The following is a 14,944-nucleotide window of genomic DNA, read 5'->3' on the forward strand; positions in this document are numbered from 1 at the left end:
AATTTGTGAAAAAGATTAATAACAAAAAAAGCAGATGAACCATTAAAAGTTCATCTGCTTTTTTTCAAAATACATTTATTAAATAACACTAGTTATTATCTTTATGATAGGCTGCATACACATCTTGTTTCTTTAGATTTCTTAGTTTAGAAACTTTTTTTATTGCCTCTTTCGAAGAGATGTCTTCTTCGGATATCAAATTCTCGACATGTTCAACTACTGTTAACGTTTCCCATTCTAACTCATCAGGATTATGAGCCTCTTCAGTCGTTCCCTCTACTAGTATACAACATTCGCCTTTAATATCATTTTCCTTTAAGTACTCAGCCAGTTCATCGGCTGTTCCTCTTAAATATTCTTCATGAAGTTTTGTAAGCTCTCGACACAATACAACCGATCTATCCTTACCAAAGACTGTTGCAATATTAGCAAATGTGGCTTTAACTCGGTAAGGTGATTCATAAAAAATTAATGTTTCTTTTTTATAAGCTAACTTCTCCAACGCTGCAATTTGCTCATTTTTTTTACGTGGTAAAAACCCATAAAAAGTAAAACGATCAGCTGGAAGTCCTGAAGCTACCAATGCGGTCACACCTGCCGTAGCACCAGGTAAAGCTATAACTGGAATGCCTTGTTCCGCACAAGCAACTACAAGTTCGTGACCTGGGTCGCTTATTGATGGCATACCTGCATCACTAACTTGAGCTATAACTTCTCCTGCTTCCATTCTTCTGATTAATTCAGGAATTCTCTCACGGTAATTGTGGTCATGAAAACTAATTTGCGGGGTTGTTATTTCAAAATGATTTAGTAGCTTTTGAGTATTTCTTGTATCTTCACTAGCAATAACATCAGCTTCTGATAATTGTGCAACAGCACGAAATGTCATATCTTGTAAATTACCAATCGGCGTTGGGACTAAATATAGTTTGCCTACTGGACCTAATTTATCAAAACTTTTTTGTTTACTCAGCATTATATTCTCCATCTTCTATGCATTTTTTATCTATAAGAAAAAAACTGGCAGGCTAAGCCAACCAGTTTTAACGACGCTCACCATAAATGACATCTAAACAAAAGGCACATTCTTCATCATTTTCTCGGCGTGTTCCGTAACAAATATTACAAACATGAAAGCCTTCTTCATATATTTTTTCAAGATTTAAGCGAGATTTTGATAAGCCTTGTTTCTCTTCATCTTGTTCAGCGGTAGCTGCTTCTAATTCCATCAAACGCTCTCGTAAATGACGGTTTTCAATTTCTAAATTAACGTTCTGTTCTGCTAATGTATTAACGGCTTGCTGCATATCACTTAAACGTTTTATAATGCTCGTTAAGTCCGTTTCAATATTGCCGAACTCATCGCACAATGTTTTTTTATCCATCAGACTCTTCCTTTTTATCAGTGTCACGTTCACTCATTTTTTTCTTTTTATACGCTTTAATTTCATCATAATCATAGTCTAATGTCATATCTTTACCAAAAAGTCTCACTTTAACGACACGATCTAATAAATTTAAGCCGACTACTTTTCCCAAACCTTCTGGCGTATCTAACTCTTTACCATAATCCGGTAGTTCACGCTTTGCCTCTTCATATGTATCATTTTCATATTTCAAACAACACATTAATCGACCACATAAGCCTGAAATCTTAGTTTGGTTTAAAGATAAGTTTTGATCTTTTGCCATTTTTATTGACACTGGAATGAAATCTCCCAAGAAAGTCGAACAACACAACTGTCTGCCACATGGTCCTATCCCACCTAGCAACTTAGCTTCATCTCTAATACCGATTTGTCGTAACTCTATTCTAGTTTTGAATATAGCTGCCAAATCTTTTACTAGATTTCTGAAATCAATACGACCATCCGCTGTAAATTGAAAAATCATTTTTGATCGATCAAAAGCATACTCAACGTGAATAAGCTTCATCTCTAACTCATGTTCTGATATTTTCTTTTTAGCAACTGAAAAAGCCGCTTTGGCATCTAATTGATTTTTCTCTTCTTTCGCAATATCTTCTGGTGTTCCAATTCTAATAATTGGTTTTAACTCATCAGGGACATCTGATTCTTCAACCATTTTTGTTGGTATAGCAACCATACCTAATTGTTTACTTTGCTGCGTCTCAACGAGTACTTTTTGATTATATGTATAGACCTCATTTTTACGAGGTGTAAAATAATATATATGACCTGACGTTCTAAAGCGAACACCTACAACTTCTACCATCAAATCCCCCTTATCTATCCATCTATTAATTTAATGGCCAATTGTTCACAAACGTTTTGAAACGAGACATTTGCTTCAATTTTTTGACGGCTTGCCAAGATTAATTCTAACCCTGCAAGTAATTTTCTTTGTGACCAGCGACTATTTCTAGCTGTAGGTTGTGCACCCGTAATTTTTCGGTTTAATTCTTCTCTGAAAAAGATAATAAGCATTTCAAATACTAACGCTTGTTGGTCTTTTTCTTTAAAGACTTTCACGACATGCTGTTGCACATAGACCATAGCAAATAAATTATCTGCTAAGATATAGTCTACCCATTTTGAAACAGTTACTTTAGCTTCATTAAACCATTCATTTTGATAAAATTCAATAGCTTTAGATTGACTATTCGTTAATCGTGCTAAAAACTCTGCCTCTTGAGCAGGGATACCGTCTGATTTTAAAGTTTCAGTTAAGGTCTCTTTAGATAAAGGCATCAAATGGAAAATTTGACATCTTGATTGAATAGTTGGAAGAATTCGAGCTTTAGATGTGGTGATAAACATAATCACAATTTGACCATCTGGTTCCTCAATGAATTTCAAAAGACTATTGGCCGCACTTACTGTCATCTTTTCAGCTTCAGTAATCACAACTATTTTCTTTTGTCCTTCCATACCACTTTTTGTAAAGGTCGCTTTTATCTCTCTAATTTGATCTACTTTTATCGTTTGACCATCAGGAATTATCGTCATCACGTCTGGATGTTCACCAGATAGGATACGCGTACAATTAATACATTCTCCGCAAGGTTTATTCCCCTCAGATATACAGAAAATCCCCTGGCTAAACCATTCTACTAACTCTCTTTTGCCTGTTCCTTCTAAACCCTCAAACAAATAAGCATGCGTTAAATGATTTGTTTCAATACTCTTTTGTAGCTGTTCACAAACGAGTGGTTGCTTTTTTTGTATTAACATATTAGAACTGGTGGAAACTTTCTACCGGAAGAACAAATACTGTCGCCCCTCCAACTTGAACTGGAACTGGAACAGAGAAATAATTATCAACTGTTGGGTCTAAACTAATAGGTGAGGTCATATACTGTTCTCTTGCTTGGCAGACAGTCTCGATAAGTGTCAATGCTTCAGAAACACGATCAGATTCAATTCCGACGATAAATGTTGTATTACCTTCTTTTAGAAAACCGCCCGTTGTTGACAGTTTTGTTGCACGAATATTATTCTCAATAAACTCTTCTGATAAACGGTTACTGTCTTTATCTTGTACGATTGCTAAAATTAATTTCATAATGTCTCCACCTTTCTATTGGTCCTACCTGTTTAATTTATAAATTCAGGAAATCGTTCCTTTAGTCTATTAAAGCAAGTATTGGCAACTTCTTCAATAGATACGCTACCATCAATGGTTAAAATTCGATCTGGATTAGCTTTAACTAGCTCTAAATAGCCTGTCCTTACCTTTTTATGGAAATCTAAAGCTTCATTATCAAGACGATCTACTTCTGTTGTTTTTCGCCCTTTAGCAATGCGCTCTAATCCTAATTCTGATTCCACATCAATATATAGGGTTACATCAGGTCTTAGACCATCACAGGCAAACTCATTGATACTTGCGATTTCAGCCATTCCAATCTCACGACCTGCCCCTTGATAAGCAAGAGAACTGTCTACAAAACGGTCACACAAGACAATTGCTTTTCTATCAAGCGCTGGGATGACTTTTTCAACTAAATGTTGACGGCGTGCAGCGGCATATAATAGTGCTTCTGTGCGTTCATCCATTTCTGTATGTTTCGGGTCTAGTATAATTGTTCTTATCTTTTCAGCTATTGGGATACCACCTGGTTCGCGTGTTAAAACTAACTCATGTTGAGTCGCTTTTTCAATCATTGGTGCTAACGCCTGAATTAAGCTTGTTTTACCCGCTCCATCAGGTCCCTCTACTGTAATAAAAATACCTCTATCCATCGTTTTCCACTCCTAATTTATTGCGATGACTCTTAAATTTCACGTCTGCCTTCTACTGCTTTAAGTAACGTTACTTCATCAGCATATTCTATATCACTACCTACTGATAAACCGTGAGCAAGACGTGTCACCTTAATGCCTGCTGGTTTAATCAAGCGAGACAAGTACATCGCAGTTGCTTCACCTTCTGTTGTTGCATTTGTCGCGATAATGACTTCTTTGATCTCATCATCATGAAGTCGTTTGATTAAAGTCGCAATATTGATATCATCCGGTCCTGTCCCATCCATTGGCGATAAGACACCATGAAGAACGTGGTATTGTCCTTTATACTCTCGCATTTTTTCTAAAGACATCACATCTTTAGTCTCTTCTACAACTAATACAACACTCTTATCACGTGTTTTATCTTGGCATATCTCACAAAGTGCTTCTTCTGTGATATTTCCACACGTTTCACAGTAATGCAGGTCACGTTTTACACTGATTAATGATTTAGCAAAATCATTAACATCTTCTTCACGCATATCTAATGTAAAGAATGCTAAACGTGTCGCTGTTTTGGCTCCAATACCTGGTAATCTCATGTAACTATCTATTAACTTCGCAATTGGTGTTGGATAATGCATCGTAACCCTTCTTTCTTAACTTGACTTTAATTCATAAAAAAACAGGAAGAACTCTTCCTGTTTCGACGGTTACTAGAATCCCGGCATACCTTTTGTGTATTTACCCATTGTGCGTTCCGTTTCTTTTTCGATTTTACCTAATGCATCGTTAACAGCAGTAAGTACTAAATCTTGTAACATCTCTGGATCTTCTGGGTCGATAATTTCAGGTTTGACTGTTAAATCAACCATTTTACGGTCACCTGTGAAGGTTACTTCTACTAAATCATTTGTTGCAACACCTGTAAATTCAGTTGCATTTAAAGCTTCTTGTGCAGCCACCATTTCTTTTTGCATTTTTTGCATTTGTTTCATCATACCTTGCATATTTCCCATACCACGCATCATAATTCAATCACTCCTATATTTTAATTGTTTTTATTAGTTAGTTTAATCATTTATAACTTCTACAACATCTTCACCAAATAATTCTAAAGCTGTATCAACGGCCGTTGTTTCTGTTTGGGCTTGCTCCTCTTCACCAGCGATTTGAACATAAGCCCCTTCGTCAGGTGCCTCTTGTTCATCAGTTGGTGCTGATGGACGTTGGTTAATAAAGTCATTTCGTAAGCCTGCCCATTTATCAGATGGAATACATACGATAGACGGTTCAAATTGTAGTAAACGCTGTAAGCCTTGCTTCGTATTAGCGTGAAGGTCAGTATCTTCACTCGCTCGTTGACACACAATCTCGTAATCAAAGGCTAAGACTAATCCTTTAGGACTTGCTGCTACTGGTTGACTCGCTTTTAACATCGCACGCTGCGTTACAGTTAGCAGTTGTAATAACTCATCCCAAGCCTCTTGAACTTGAACCAATTGAGGACGTGTTGCCTCGTTTAATACTTGATACACACGTTCTGTTGGTAAGCGGTACGACGACTTAGATGGTGCTTTTTTAGGCGTCTCTTTTTTATTTGATTGAGTACCTTGACTGCCTACTTCTTTAAATCTTGCTTCTAACTGACTCATCCGTTCGAGTAAGCCTTGTACGACATCATCACTTACCGCTGATGCTGATGGTGAATTACTTTGTTCACCCATCATAACTTCTGTATGAACCGGAGCGCTCGGACGATTTCCTACATTTGAAAGCTTAACTATCGCCACTTCCAAATAAATATCTGGATGATTTGTAAATCTTACTTCTTTTTGAGTCTCGCTTAAAATGCTAATGTACTCGTAAATTAAAGGAGCTGGCATTTGGTCGCTCAACTCTTTAAATAAATCCGTCATCATTCCATTTTGACTCATCAATAAATTAGGGGCTTGCTGATACATCAACAAGTCACGACAATACAGTAGTAAATCTTCTAACATTCTACTACTTTCTTTGCCTTCTGAAAGCAGGGCTTGTAATAACGTTAAACCTTGTTCTGTTTCATGTTTAAAACAACTTGAAACTAACTGATCTAAACGTTCAGCAGTTAAACTACCTGTTACTTTAAGTGCTGTATCGGTTGTTAAGTTTCCTTCACTGAAAGATAAAGCTTGGTCTAAAATACTTAAAGCATCACGCATACCACCCTCAGCTGCACGGGCAATCACGAATAAACTTTGCTCTTCGTACTCAACTGACATCTCTGTTAAGATATGCCCTAAATGAGCGACGATATCACTTGTGTCAATTCGTTTAAAATCAAAACGTTGTGTTCTTGAAATAATTGTTAATGGAATTTTATGAGGTTCAGTTGTTGCCAAAATAAAAATAACATTACTCGGTGGCTCTTCTAATGTTTTTAACAGGGCATTAAATGCTCCTGTTGATAACATATGGACCTCATCTATGATATACACTTTATACGTTGCTTGTGTTGGCGCGTATTTTACTTTTTCACGGATATCTCTAATTTCTTCGACACCATTGTTACTTGCCGCATCAATCTCAATAACATCATTAAGACGGCCTTCGGTTATCCCTTTACAAATATCACAGTCATTACACGGTTCCCCATCTTGGTTATTCGGACAGTTAATCGCTTTTGCAAAAATTTTAGCTGCACTGGTTTTCCCTGTCCCCCTAGGACCTGTAAATAAATACGCATGAGAGGTTTTATTTTGAATAATCGCATTCTTTAAAGTTTGAGTCACCATTTTCTGGCCGACAATAGTATCAAAACGCTGTGAGCGCCAGACTCTATACAAAGCTTGATAAGACATTTTGCTCCCTCTCTTTCTTGAAATCACTAGTCATTATTATACGTTATTCACTACTAAAATGCCACCTATCTCTCCTATTTTAAACCCTAAATTTCAAAAGAACATAGCATATAAAACCACCTTAAAATAGACACTTATTTTTCAATCGTCTATCTATTATTAAGGTTAATGGATATGATATAATAGCAGTAAAATTTATTATAAAAAGGAGCGTTTACAATATGGGGTTAATTAAAGCAGGTCTTGATTCATTAAACGGAGGCTTAGCCGATCAGTGGCTAGAGGTCATCGAACCTTCCGATTTAAGCGATAAAACAGTAATGACTACTGGTATTCTAGCTAGAAAAGATGAACGTCGTGGCTCAAATAAAAAAGGCACACCTGGTGTTATTACAGATGGTTCGGTTATTCGTGTTTATCCTAATACTATGATGCTACTTGTTGATGGCGGCAAAATCATCGACTATACAGCTGAAGAAGGTTACTACACTGTTGAAAATGATAAAGCTCCTTCAATGTTTTCTGGTGGCTTAAAAGCAGCAATCAGTGAATCATTTAGCCGTTTCAAATTTGGTGGGACAACACCTCAAAATCAACAAGTTATTTACATTAACTTACAAGAAATTAGAGGCATTAAATTCGGAACACCTACTCCTCTTAACTATTTTGATAATTTCTACAATGCCGAACTATTCCTACGTGCTCACGGGAACTATTCAATGCGCGTTGTGGATCCCATTTTATTCTATACACAAGTTCTTTCAAAATCAGCAACACACGTTACAATTGATGAAATCAATGAACAATTCTTAGCAGAATTCTTAACAGCCTTCCAAACATCAATCAACCAACTATCAGCTAACGGCGAACGTATCTCATACGTCCCTTCTAAGAGCATGGAACTTAGCAAGTTTATGGCTGATGTTTTAGACGATGAATGGAAAGCAAATCGTGGGATGGAAGTCGTTTCTGTTGCTGTCGCAAGCATCTCTTATACAGACGATTCAACTGAATTAATCAATATGCGTAACAAAGGGGCTATGCTTGGTGACCCTTCTATCCGAGAAGGTTTTGTTCAAGGCTCTATTGCAAGTGGTATGGAAGCAGCCGGCTCTAATGCAGCTGGTGCTACAACCGGCTTTATGGGTATGGGCGCCGGTATGAATGCTGGAGGTAGTTTCATGGGTGCAGCTAGTCAATCAAATCAACAACAAATGGCAGCTAATGCTGAAAAACAAGCGCAAGATACTTCTGCTGATACATGGGAATGTCCAAAAGATGGTACAAAAAATACAGGTAAATTCTGTTCAGAATGTGGTGAAGCAAAACCTGCTCCTGTTTCTGCTGGCATTCAAATGAAATGTGGTGCTTGCGAACAAGTTGTGACAATTTCTGGTTCAGTTCCAAAATTCTGTCCTGAATGTGGCCAACCGTTCCAAGGATTACCTCTTTAAAAAGCAGTAACTTACGCGACTTACTTTTATGCAAAGGAGGAATCCCATGAACGATGTTATCAGTCACAAGTGTCCTAACTGTGATGGTCCGTTACTCTTTGACCCAAAAGAACAAGATTTTCACTGTGAATTTTGTTTAAGTCGTTTTTCAGAGTCTGACATTAAAGATTTTGAAAAACAAAATGCGCCACAAGTGCACGAGGACCAGGACGTCACTCCCGAATTAGATTCTACTGAACCTAGTTATGAAGAGAGTTCTTCCGACACGGTACAAGATACTTTTTCAGATGAATCAGAAGAGATGTCACTCTTTAATTGCCCAAGTTGTGGCGCTGAAATTGTGACAGAGAGTACCACGGCTGCAACGTATTGTTATTATTGCCACAATCCTGTAGTTTTAGCTGGACGCCTTAACGGTAAATACTTACCTGAGTCCGTTTTACCTTTTAAAATTGAAGAAAAAGAAGCCGTCTCTGCTTTTCTAGATTGGGGTCGAAAGAAATACTTTATCCCGAAAGACTTCTTTTCTAATTCTCAAGTTGAAAAACTTACGGGTGTCTATTTCCCTTATTGGGTGACGAATGCCGACTTAAAAGGTGAATTAGAAGCCGAAGCGAATTCTATTAGCGTATGGCATATGGGTGATTACGAATATACTCAGACTAAAAAGTACCGATTGTACCGAAAAGGGAATATGTCCTTTCGAGCCCTTGTCAAAAATGCACTCAATAAAAATAGCTCTGTTACGATGGTTGAGTCCGTTCAACCCTTTCCTATTGATGATGCTATTCCATTTAAATCACAATACCTTTCTGGCTTCCAAGCAGAAAAACGTGACATTGAATATGAAGACTTAGCAGACACCATTCAAGATGAATTAAAAAATTATGCCGGTGCTACCTTATCAGATACTGTACACGGCTATACAACGGTTTATAACAAAAAAATGAGAAGTACAATTCAAAGCGATGACCAACATTATGTCTTGCTTCCTGTTTGGCTTCTAACTTATAAAAATCAAGATAATCCTTCTCTAGAAGAAAAACCTTTTTACTACGCGATGAATGGCTACACAGGAAAAATTAGCGGAAAGCTTCCTGTAGATAAAGTTAAATTGTCATTAGCTTCTATCGGTTTAGGAACACTTGTTGCTGGCTTAGTCATGTTAGGAGGTTACATGCTATGAGATATTCATTACGCTGGATACTATTACTCGCTTTATCTTTCTGTTTGTACTTACCTAATGCGTTAAGCCAAGCCTACGCTTCTGAAAATGTGATTGACCAAGCTGGTCTTTTCACTACCGAAGAAGTTACTGAGATAAACAAGGCTGTTTCTAACTTTAAAAATCAAACTAAAATGGATGCTGTGGTTTTAACCACTGATAATGCAGAAGGTAAGAGCGCCATGGAAGTAGCTGATGATTACTATGACCAGCATGATTATGGGACTGGACCTGATAAAAGTGGTTTCCTTTTCTTAATCGACATGGACAATAGAACTTACTATATTTCTACCGCAGGCAAGATGATGTCCATCATTGATGGTAACAGACGTGAACGTATGTTAGATCATTCTGAAGATGAGATGTATCGACAACAATTTGGTCAGGCTGCTTTAAGTATCTTAGAAGATATGACAGATTACGCTAATCGTTATGATTATGACCAAGAAACTGGACAGCTTTCTCGCATCAGAACATTGAGTCCTCTTAAAATACTTATCGGGGTAGTAGCTGGTATTATCTCAGCTATTGCTTGTTACAGCTCAATAGTTAGTAACTATAGTCTAAAACGTTCTACTTATAATTATGATTATCGTCAAAATGGTAATCTCGAACTTTTAGACCGACAAGATCAGTTAGTTAACACCTTTACAACTTCAAGGTACGTCCCTCGTGCCAATTACGGAAATGGCAATCATACATCAGGTGGTGGAAATAGCCATGGTGGTGGCGGTCGTAGTTTCTAATAAAAAAAGATGAACGCTTATCGCGTTCATCTTTTTTTAGTTTATTTCTTTACCTAAGCCTAATTCTCGTGCTTTATCCACAATTTTTTGTGCGGTTACACTATCAAGAACAGCCGAACCTACCGTTTTAAAAATTGTAATATCATCTACAGCTTGACGTCCTTCTATTTGACCTAAGACTAATTGACCTAACTCACCAGTGTAAGCTTCTTCCGTTACAACTCCATCTTTAATTGGGTCTATAAAATCTCCTGCTTCTGCCATAACCCCTTCAGTTGTATCGAAAATAATAGTATCCGCCACTTTAATAATCTCTGCAGGGATTTCTTTCATTACTGGTGTATATGAACCTACTCCATTAATATGAGCCCCTTTTTTAACATCTACGGCATCAAAAGTTGGCATTCTAGAAGTCGTAACTGTTGTAATAACATCAGCATCAGTTACTGTTTCTTTTGGTGTCTTTGTCGCTTTAAACGTCACAGTTGGGTGTTGTTTCGCAACAGTCTCACAAAAAGCTTCTGCACGCTCAATATCTCGATCGTAAACATTGATTTGTTTAAACTCTCTCACGGTTAACATCGCCTCTAATTGACTTTCAGCTTGTCCACCCGTACCTATTAGCGCGCCGATTTCAACTTCTTTGTTAGCCAACATATCCGTTGCTGCACCTTGAACTGCACCTGTTCTGAGTTGTGTAAGATAAGTTCCATCTACAATCGCATCAACCACGCCTATTTCTGGATTTAAAACAATCATCGTTGCCGGTAAATTAGGAAGTCCTTTTTTATAGTTATCAGGATAAACGGATACGATTTTCACACCTAATGAAGGCTCTGCTCCACCAGAATAGGCTGGCATAAACAAACTTTGACCATTTTGTTCTTCTAAATTAAGATTCACTCGTAACGGCACTTGTGTTTTGCCCTCTGTATATAAACGTAAGGCCTCTTTATCAGCTTCAATTGCCTCTTTCATTGTAAAACAGTTTTGAATATCTTCTTTTGATAATACTAACATTTTATCTGCCTCCTCTAAAATTACTACCCTTCTCTTAGCATACTATAGCGTTTGCAAATAATCATCTATAAACTCACAGTTTAACAATAAAAAAAGAGCTACGATTTCTCGTAGCTCTTTTGAAAAGTCATATAAATGAGGCACATGGCGGCACCTACATAGTGCTGCTTCCTTCCGGACCTGACACAATTAGTAAGCCCACCATTGCCCTAGCCTTGCGGCAAAATTAATTATATAACATTTCAGTTAAAATTACTAGTCCTTTTAGAGACTTTGTTCTATTGGTTTATTTCTTTTTCTATCAACGCTTGTTTATCACGCTTTTTTTGTTTATTTCGCTCTCTAAGCTCTTTAAAAAAAGTTCGTAATAATTCACCACACTCTTCTTCAAGAATACCACTTTCTATGTAAGGTTGATGATTAAAACGTTCATCTGTCAATAGATTCATCAATGAGCCTGCTGTTCCCGCTTTAGGGTCCATTGCACCAAAGTAGACACTTTCTAAGCGTGCTAAGATAATTCCCCCACTACACATTGGACAGGGTTCAAGTGTTACAAAAATTTGACATTCTTCTAAACGCCAATTGCCTTTATACTGACATGCTTCTTTGATAGCCAATAATTCCGCATGAGTAGTCGCATCTTGGGAAGTTTCCCTAATATTATGACCTCTACCGATAATTTCACCTTGATAAACGACAACCGCGCCAATCGGAACTTCCTTTTTCTCTTTTGCTTTCAAGGCTTCTTTGATGGCCTCTCTCATAAAAAATTGTTTATCTTTATCCGCTAATCTATTTTCCACTCTAATTCATCCTGTCTCACTTTATTTATCAACTGTTATTTGTAATTTTTCTTTCTTTTAAGTATACTATGTTCAGTACAAAAGATATAGATTAAGGGTGATATAAAATGGAACCAAAGCAACTAGAAGTACTCTATCCTCAGGCAGAGCGTATTGATTTACCAAAAGATGAAAACCTTTTCTTAAACATACCCTACAACAATCAGTGGCTAAGTATCGAAAAAAAAACACTTAGCTCGACAGAACTTGAACTTTTAAGTCACTTATTTTCTTCACCTGAAAAAGAAAATATAGACGGTAAAAAACATCCTTGGTTTAATTTTTTATTTGAACACCAGCCCCTAGAAGAACTCTCTGGAACTTATCGTGTTGTTCAATTTCAATTAATTAAAGAGATCACCAATAAAGGACGTCACTCTTGGTTAAAGGCGTTCTTAAGTATGTTCGAAAATGTAAGCGATGCTTTTTTTGTTTCTAATACATATGGCGTCCTTATTGAAAAAAAAACTAAGCATAGCATTTCTCTAGAACAACTAGAAGGAATCCTTTTGACCCTGGAGTCTGATTTCTCGTGCAAAGTAAAAGCTTTCATGGGTAGTTTTTACAATTTTAGTGAAGGTTTTCCAAGATTCTTCCATGAAGAAAAAAATATCTTTGAACAGGAATTACCTCACATTAAAAGTAAAGCAGCCATCGCCTTACCGCAAGTTGCCCTTCATTTCTTTACAAAAGACATGATTAATGACAGCTTAATCATGCAGGTATTCGGTAGAAAATTAGCAGCTGATACTGAAATGAAAGAAATCATTATTTCTCTTTGGAATAACCAAGGAAATATTAGCTCCACAGCTAAGGAGCTCTTCATGCACCGAAACACACTTCAATATCGTATCGAAAAATTCTATGACCAAACTGGATTACATTTAAAATCTATGGATGATCTTGTACTAAGTTATTTGATTGTTAACTAAAAAAGGAGCGAACATGTTAGCATGTCCGCTCCTTTTTAGTTATGCTCCATCATGTTAGTAACGAAACTACTTAACGTTTCAACTACTTCATCTGTTGCCTCTCGAACTGATTTACCAGTCACTTTAATTTTATTCTTACCTCGTTCAACTTTATCAATTAAACTAACAATTTTTGCTACTTCAGAATCTGACATTTCTGATACCACATCCAGTATCTCTTCATTACCATTTAATTTGTCATCAACGAATTGTTTCACTTGATAACGGTTTTTCGTTCCTATCACTGATTCTTTAATTTTTTCAGACGCTATAATAGCAATCGATGTTCCCACTGCCGCACCAATCCCAAGACCTATTAACACTTTTTTTGATGTTTTCATGCTCTCAGCTCCTAACCATTTAGTCTATATTTATTATAGCACTAATCTCGTCTATCGCCGAATAATAAGACCAAACGAATCAATTGTAGTAACCCTGAAACAGCTGAAGCTACATAAGTTAAGGCAGCAGCTATTAAAACATGTCTAACCATTTTTAATTCTGTGTCATCTAAAATAGACTGTTCTTCTATTATTTTAAGAGCACGACGCGATGCATTAAATTCTACCGGCAATGTAACCACTTGAAAAATAAAAGCTGCAGAAAAAAAGAGAATCCCTAAGTTAATTAAAAATTGACCAAAGAATAGTCCAGCCATAATCATTGGAAATGATAGTTGTGAGCCGAAATTAGCAATTGGAACCAACCAAGCCCTTAATCTCAACGGAAAATAAGAAACGTTATCTTGAACAGCATGCCCACATTCATGGGCAGCCACACCAACAGCTGAAACCGATGTTTGATTAAAGATAGGCTCAGACAAATTTAATGTTTTATTGAACGAATTATAATTATCAGTCAAATTACCAGCTATTGGTTGGATAGTAACAGAATTAATATGATTAACATTTAATATAAGTTGTGCGACCTCGGAACCTGTGTAACCTTTTTTATTGCTAATATCCCCATACTTTGAGAATGTTTTTTGAACGTAAGATGAGGCAATAAAAGAAAGAACCATTCCTATCACTATAAAAATGTACGTTTTATCATACATCAGATTCATCGCAGTAAACATTTTGATATTCCTCCTTAATTAAACTCAAAAAAATGATAAAAAAAACTGACCTAACAGGTTCAGTTTTTTTATGATTATATTTTTTTAACGAATTCTGATTTTAATTTCATAACACCAAATCCATCAATTTTACACTCGATATCATGACCGGTGTTCATATCCGGATCAATTAAACGAATATTTTTAACGTTAGTCCCTTTTTTTATAGCTGATGAGCTACCTTTAACTTTTAAGTCTTTAATAACAGAAATCGAATCACCATCAACTATTACGTTACCATTAGAATCTTTAATAACTACTTCCTCTTCTACAGAGTCTGTAGCTTCACCTGTCCACTCATTTCCACACTCGGGACATACAAACATATTACGATCTTCATAAGCATACTCCGATTGGCATGCTGGGCAATTTGGAATCGACATTTTAATTCTCCTATTCATACATTTTTTATACTTATAGATTAGCACATCCTTGCAAAAAAACCAAATACTGTTATTTTATAAAATTATTGAGAGTTATTTGTTTATTTATTGTTCTTTTTTTGATATTATTTCAACATTAGCATATAACAT

General features: G+C 36.5%; 18 protein-coding genes and 1 other RNA gene. 4 read left to right on the forward strand and 15 right to left on the reverse strand.

The window, feature by feature from the left end:
• Nucleotides 1–88: 88 nt before the first annotated feature.
• The 9 genes from rsmI to dnaX form a co-directional block, all read right to left on the reverse strand.
• Nucleotides 89–973 carry a 16S rRNA (cytidine(1402)-2'-O)-methyltransferase gene (rsmI, locus tag CBF31_RS04125; protein ID WP_126831181.1) on the reverse strand — a complete coding sequence of 295 codons (885 nt, stop codon included), beginning with the start codon at nt 971–973 and terminating at the stop codon, nt 89–91.
• Nucleotides 974–1,043: 70 nt separating this feature from the next.
• Nucleotides 1,044–1,385: a DNA replication initiation control protein YabA gene (locus CBF31_RS04130; protein WP_126831099.1), complete on the reverse strand. Its 342-nt coding sequence runs from the start codon at nt 1,383–1,385 to the stop codon at nt 1,044–1,046.
• The gene (locus CBF31_RS04135; RefSeq protein WP_126831100.1) at nt 1,378–2,235 is read right to left on the reverse strand and encodes a PSP1 domain-containing protein; all 858 of its coding nucleotides are present in this window, start codon (nt 2,233–2,235) and stop codon (nt 1,378–1,380) included. The genes CBF31_RS04130 and CBF31_RS04135 overlap by 8 nt, the downstream gene beginning before the upstream one ends.
• Before the next feature lie 14 nt (nt 2,236–2,249).
• Nucleotides 2,250–3,194: a DNA polymerase III subunit delta' gene (gene holB, locus CBF31_RS04140; protein ID WP_126831101.1), complete on the reverse strand. Its 945-nt coding sequence runs from the start codon at nt 3,192–3,194 to the stop codon at nt 2,250–2,252.
• 1 nt (nt 3,195) lies between these two features.
• Nucleotides 3,196–3,525, reverse strand: coding sequence for a cyclic-di-AMP receptor (locus CBF31_RS04145; protein ID WP_126831102.1), 330 nt, complete (start codon nt 3,523–3,525; stop codon nt 3,196–3,198).
• Between the two features lie 32 nt (nt 3,526–3,557).
• Nucleotides 3,558–4,205 carry a dTMP kinase gene (gene tmk, locus CBF31_RS04150; protein WP_126831103.1) on the reverse strand — a complete coding sequence of 216 codons (648 nt, stop codon included), beginning with the start codon at nt 4,203–4,205 and terminating at the stop codon, nt 3,558–3,560.
• 32 nt (nt 4,206–4,237) lie between these two features.
• A complete protein-coding gene (recR, locus tag CBF31_RS04155; RefSeq protein ID WP_126831104.1) occupies nt 4,238–4,834 on the reverse strand; it encodes a recombination mediator RecR in 597 nt (198 codons plus the stop codon).
• Nucleotides 4,835–4,906: 72 nt separating this feature from the next.
• Entirely contained in the window at nt 4,907–5,221 is a 315-nt protein-coding gene (locus tag CBF31_RS04160; RefSeq protein WP_126831105.1) for a YbaB/EbfC family nucleoid-associated protein, read from the reverse strand.
• A 42-nt stretch (nt 5,222–5,263) separates the two neighbouring features.
• Entirely contained in the window at nt 5,264–7,033 is a 1,770-nt protein-coding gene (gene dnaX / locus CBF31_RS04165; RefSeq protein WP_126831106.1) for a DNA polymerase III subunit gamma/tau, read from the reverse strand.
• 221 nt (nt 7,034–7,254) lie between these two features.
• On the opposite strand from dnaX, the gene CBF31_RS04170 reads away from it, so the two are divergent.
• The 3 genes from CBF31_RS04170 to CBF31_RS04180 are packed head-to-tail and all read left to right on the forward strand — an operon-like array spanning nt 7,255 to nt 10,458.
• Nucleotides 7,255–8,487 (forward strand): SPFH domain-containing protein, encoded by a 1,233-nt coding sequence (locus CBF31_RS04170; protein WP_126831107.1) that lies wholly within the window; start codon nt 7,255–7,257, stop codon nt 8,485–8,487.
• 46 nt (nt 8,488–8,533) lie between these two features.
• Nucleotides 8,534–9,673, forward strand: a complete 1,140-nt coding sequence (locus CBF31_RS04175; protein WP_126831108.1) for a TFIIB-type zinc ribbon-containing protein — start codon at nt 8,534–8,536, stop codon at nt 9,671–9,673.
• On the forward strand, nt 9,670–10,458 hold the full coding sequence (locus CBF31_RS04180; protein WP_126831109.1) for a TPM domain-containing protein: 789 nt from the start codon (nt 9,670–9,672) through the stop codon (nt 10,456–10,458). The genes CBF31_RS04175 and CBF31_RS04180 overlap by 4 nt, the downstream gene beginning before the upstream one ends.
• A gap of 36 nt (nt 10,459–10,494) precedes the next feature.
• Here CBF31_RS04180 and CBF31_RS04185 read toward each other — a convergent pair whose 3' ends face one another.
• The 3 genes from CBF31_RS04185 to tadA all read right to left on the reverse strand — a co-directional run bounded on the left by CBF31_RS04185 (nt 10,495) and on the right by tadA (nt 12,290).
• Complete coding sequence (locus CBF31_RS04185; RefSeq protein WP_126831110.1) at nt 10,495–11,478, reverse strand: ornithine cyclodeaminase family protein; 984 nt, start codon at nt 11,476–11,478, stop codon at nt 10,495–10,497.
• Nucleotides 11,479–11,600: 122 nt separating this feature from the next.
• An RNA gene (ffs, locus tag CBF31_RS04190) (signal recognition particle sRNA small type) lies at nt 11,601–11,699 on the reverse strand.
• A 57-nt stretch (nt 11,700–11,756) separates the two neighbouring features.
• The gene (gene tadA / locus CBF31_RS04195; protein WP_245977923.1) at nt 11,757–12,290 is read right to left on the reverse strand and encodes a tRNA adenosine(34) deaminase TadA; all 534 of its coding nucleotides are present in this window, start codon (nt 12,288–12,290) and stop codon (nt 11,757–11,759) included.
• A gap of 101 nt (nt 12,291–12,391) precedes the next feature.
• Between tadA and CBF31_RS04200 the strand changes: the two genes are divergently transcribed.
• Nucleotides 12,392–13,255 carry a helix-turn-helix domain-containing protein gene (locus tag CBF31_RS04200; RefSeq protein ID WP_126831111.1) on the forward strand — a complete coding sequence of 288 codons (864 nt, stop codon included), beginning with the start codon at nt 12,392–12,394 and terminating at the stop codon, nt 13,253–13,255.
• A 35-nt stretch (nt 13,256–13,290) separates the two neighbouring features.
• On the opposite strand, the gene CBF31_RS04205 is transcribed toward CBF31_RS04200, so the two are convergent.
• From CBF31_RS04205 to CBF31_RS04215, 3 genes are all read right to left on the reverse strand, one after another.
• Nucleotides 13,291–13,635: a hypothetical protein gene (locus CBF31_RS04205; RefSeq protein WP_126831112.1), complete on the reverse strand. Its 345-nt coding sequence runs from the start codon at nt 13,633–13,635 to the stop codon at nt 13,291–13,293.
• 41 nt (nt 13,636–13,676) lie between these two features.
• Nucleotides 13,677–14,372: a zinc metallopeptidase gene (locus CBF31_RS04210; protein WP_126831113.1), complete on the reverse strand. Its 696-nt coding sequence runs from the start codon at nt 14,370–14,372 to the stop codon at nt 13,677–13,679.
• A 74-nt stretch (nt 14,373–14,446) separates the two neighbouring features.
• The gene (locus CBF31_RS04215) at nt 14,447–14,794 is read right to left on the reverse strand and encodes a zinc ribbon domain-containing protein YjdM (RefSeq protein ID WP_126831114.1); all 348 of its coding nucleotides are present in this window, start codon (nt 14,792–14,794) and stop codon (nt 14,447–14,449) included.
• Between the last annotated feature and the right edge of the window lie 150 nt (nt 14,795–14,944).

The organism is Vagococcus fessus, from assembly GCF_003987565.1.
Taxonomy (GTDB): Bacteria; Bacillota; Bacilli; order Lactobacillales; family Vagococcaceae; genus Vagococcus_D; species Vagococcus_D fessus.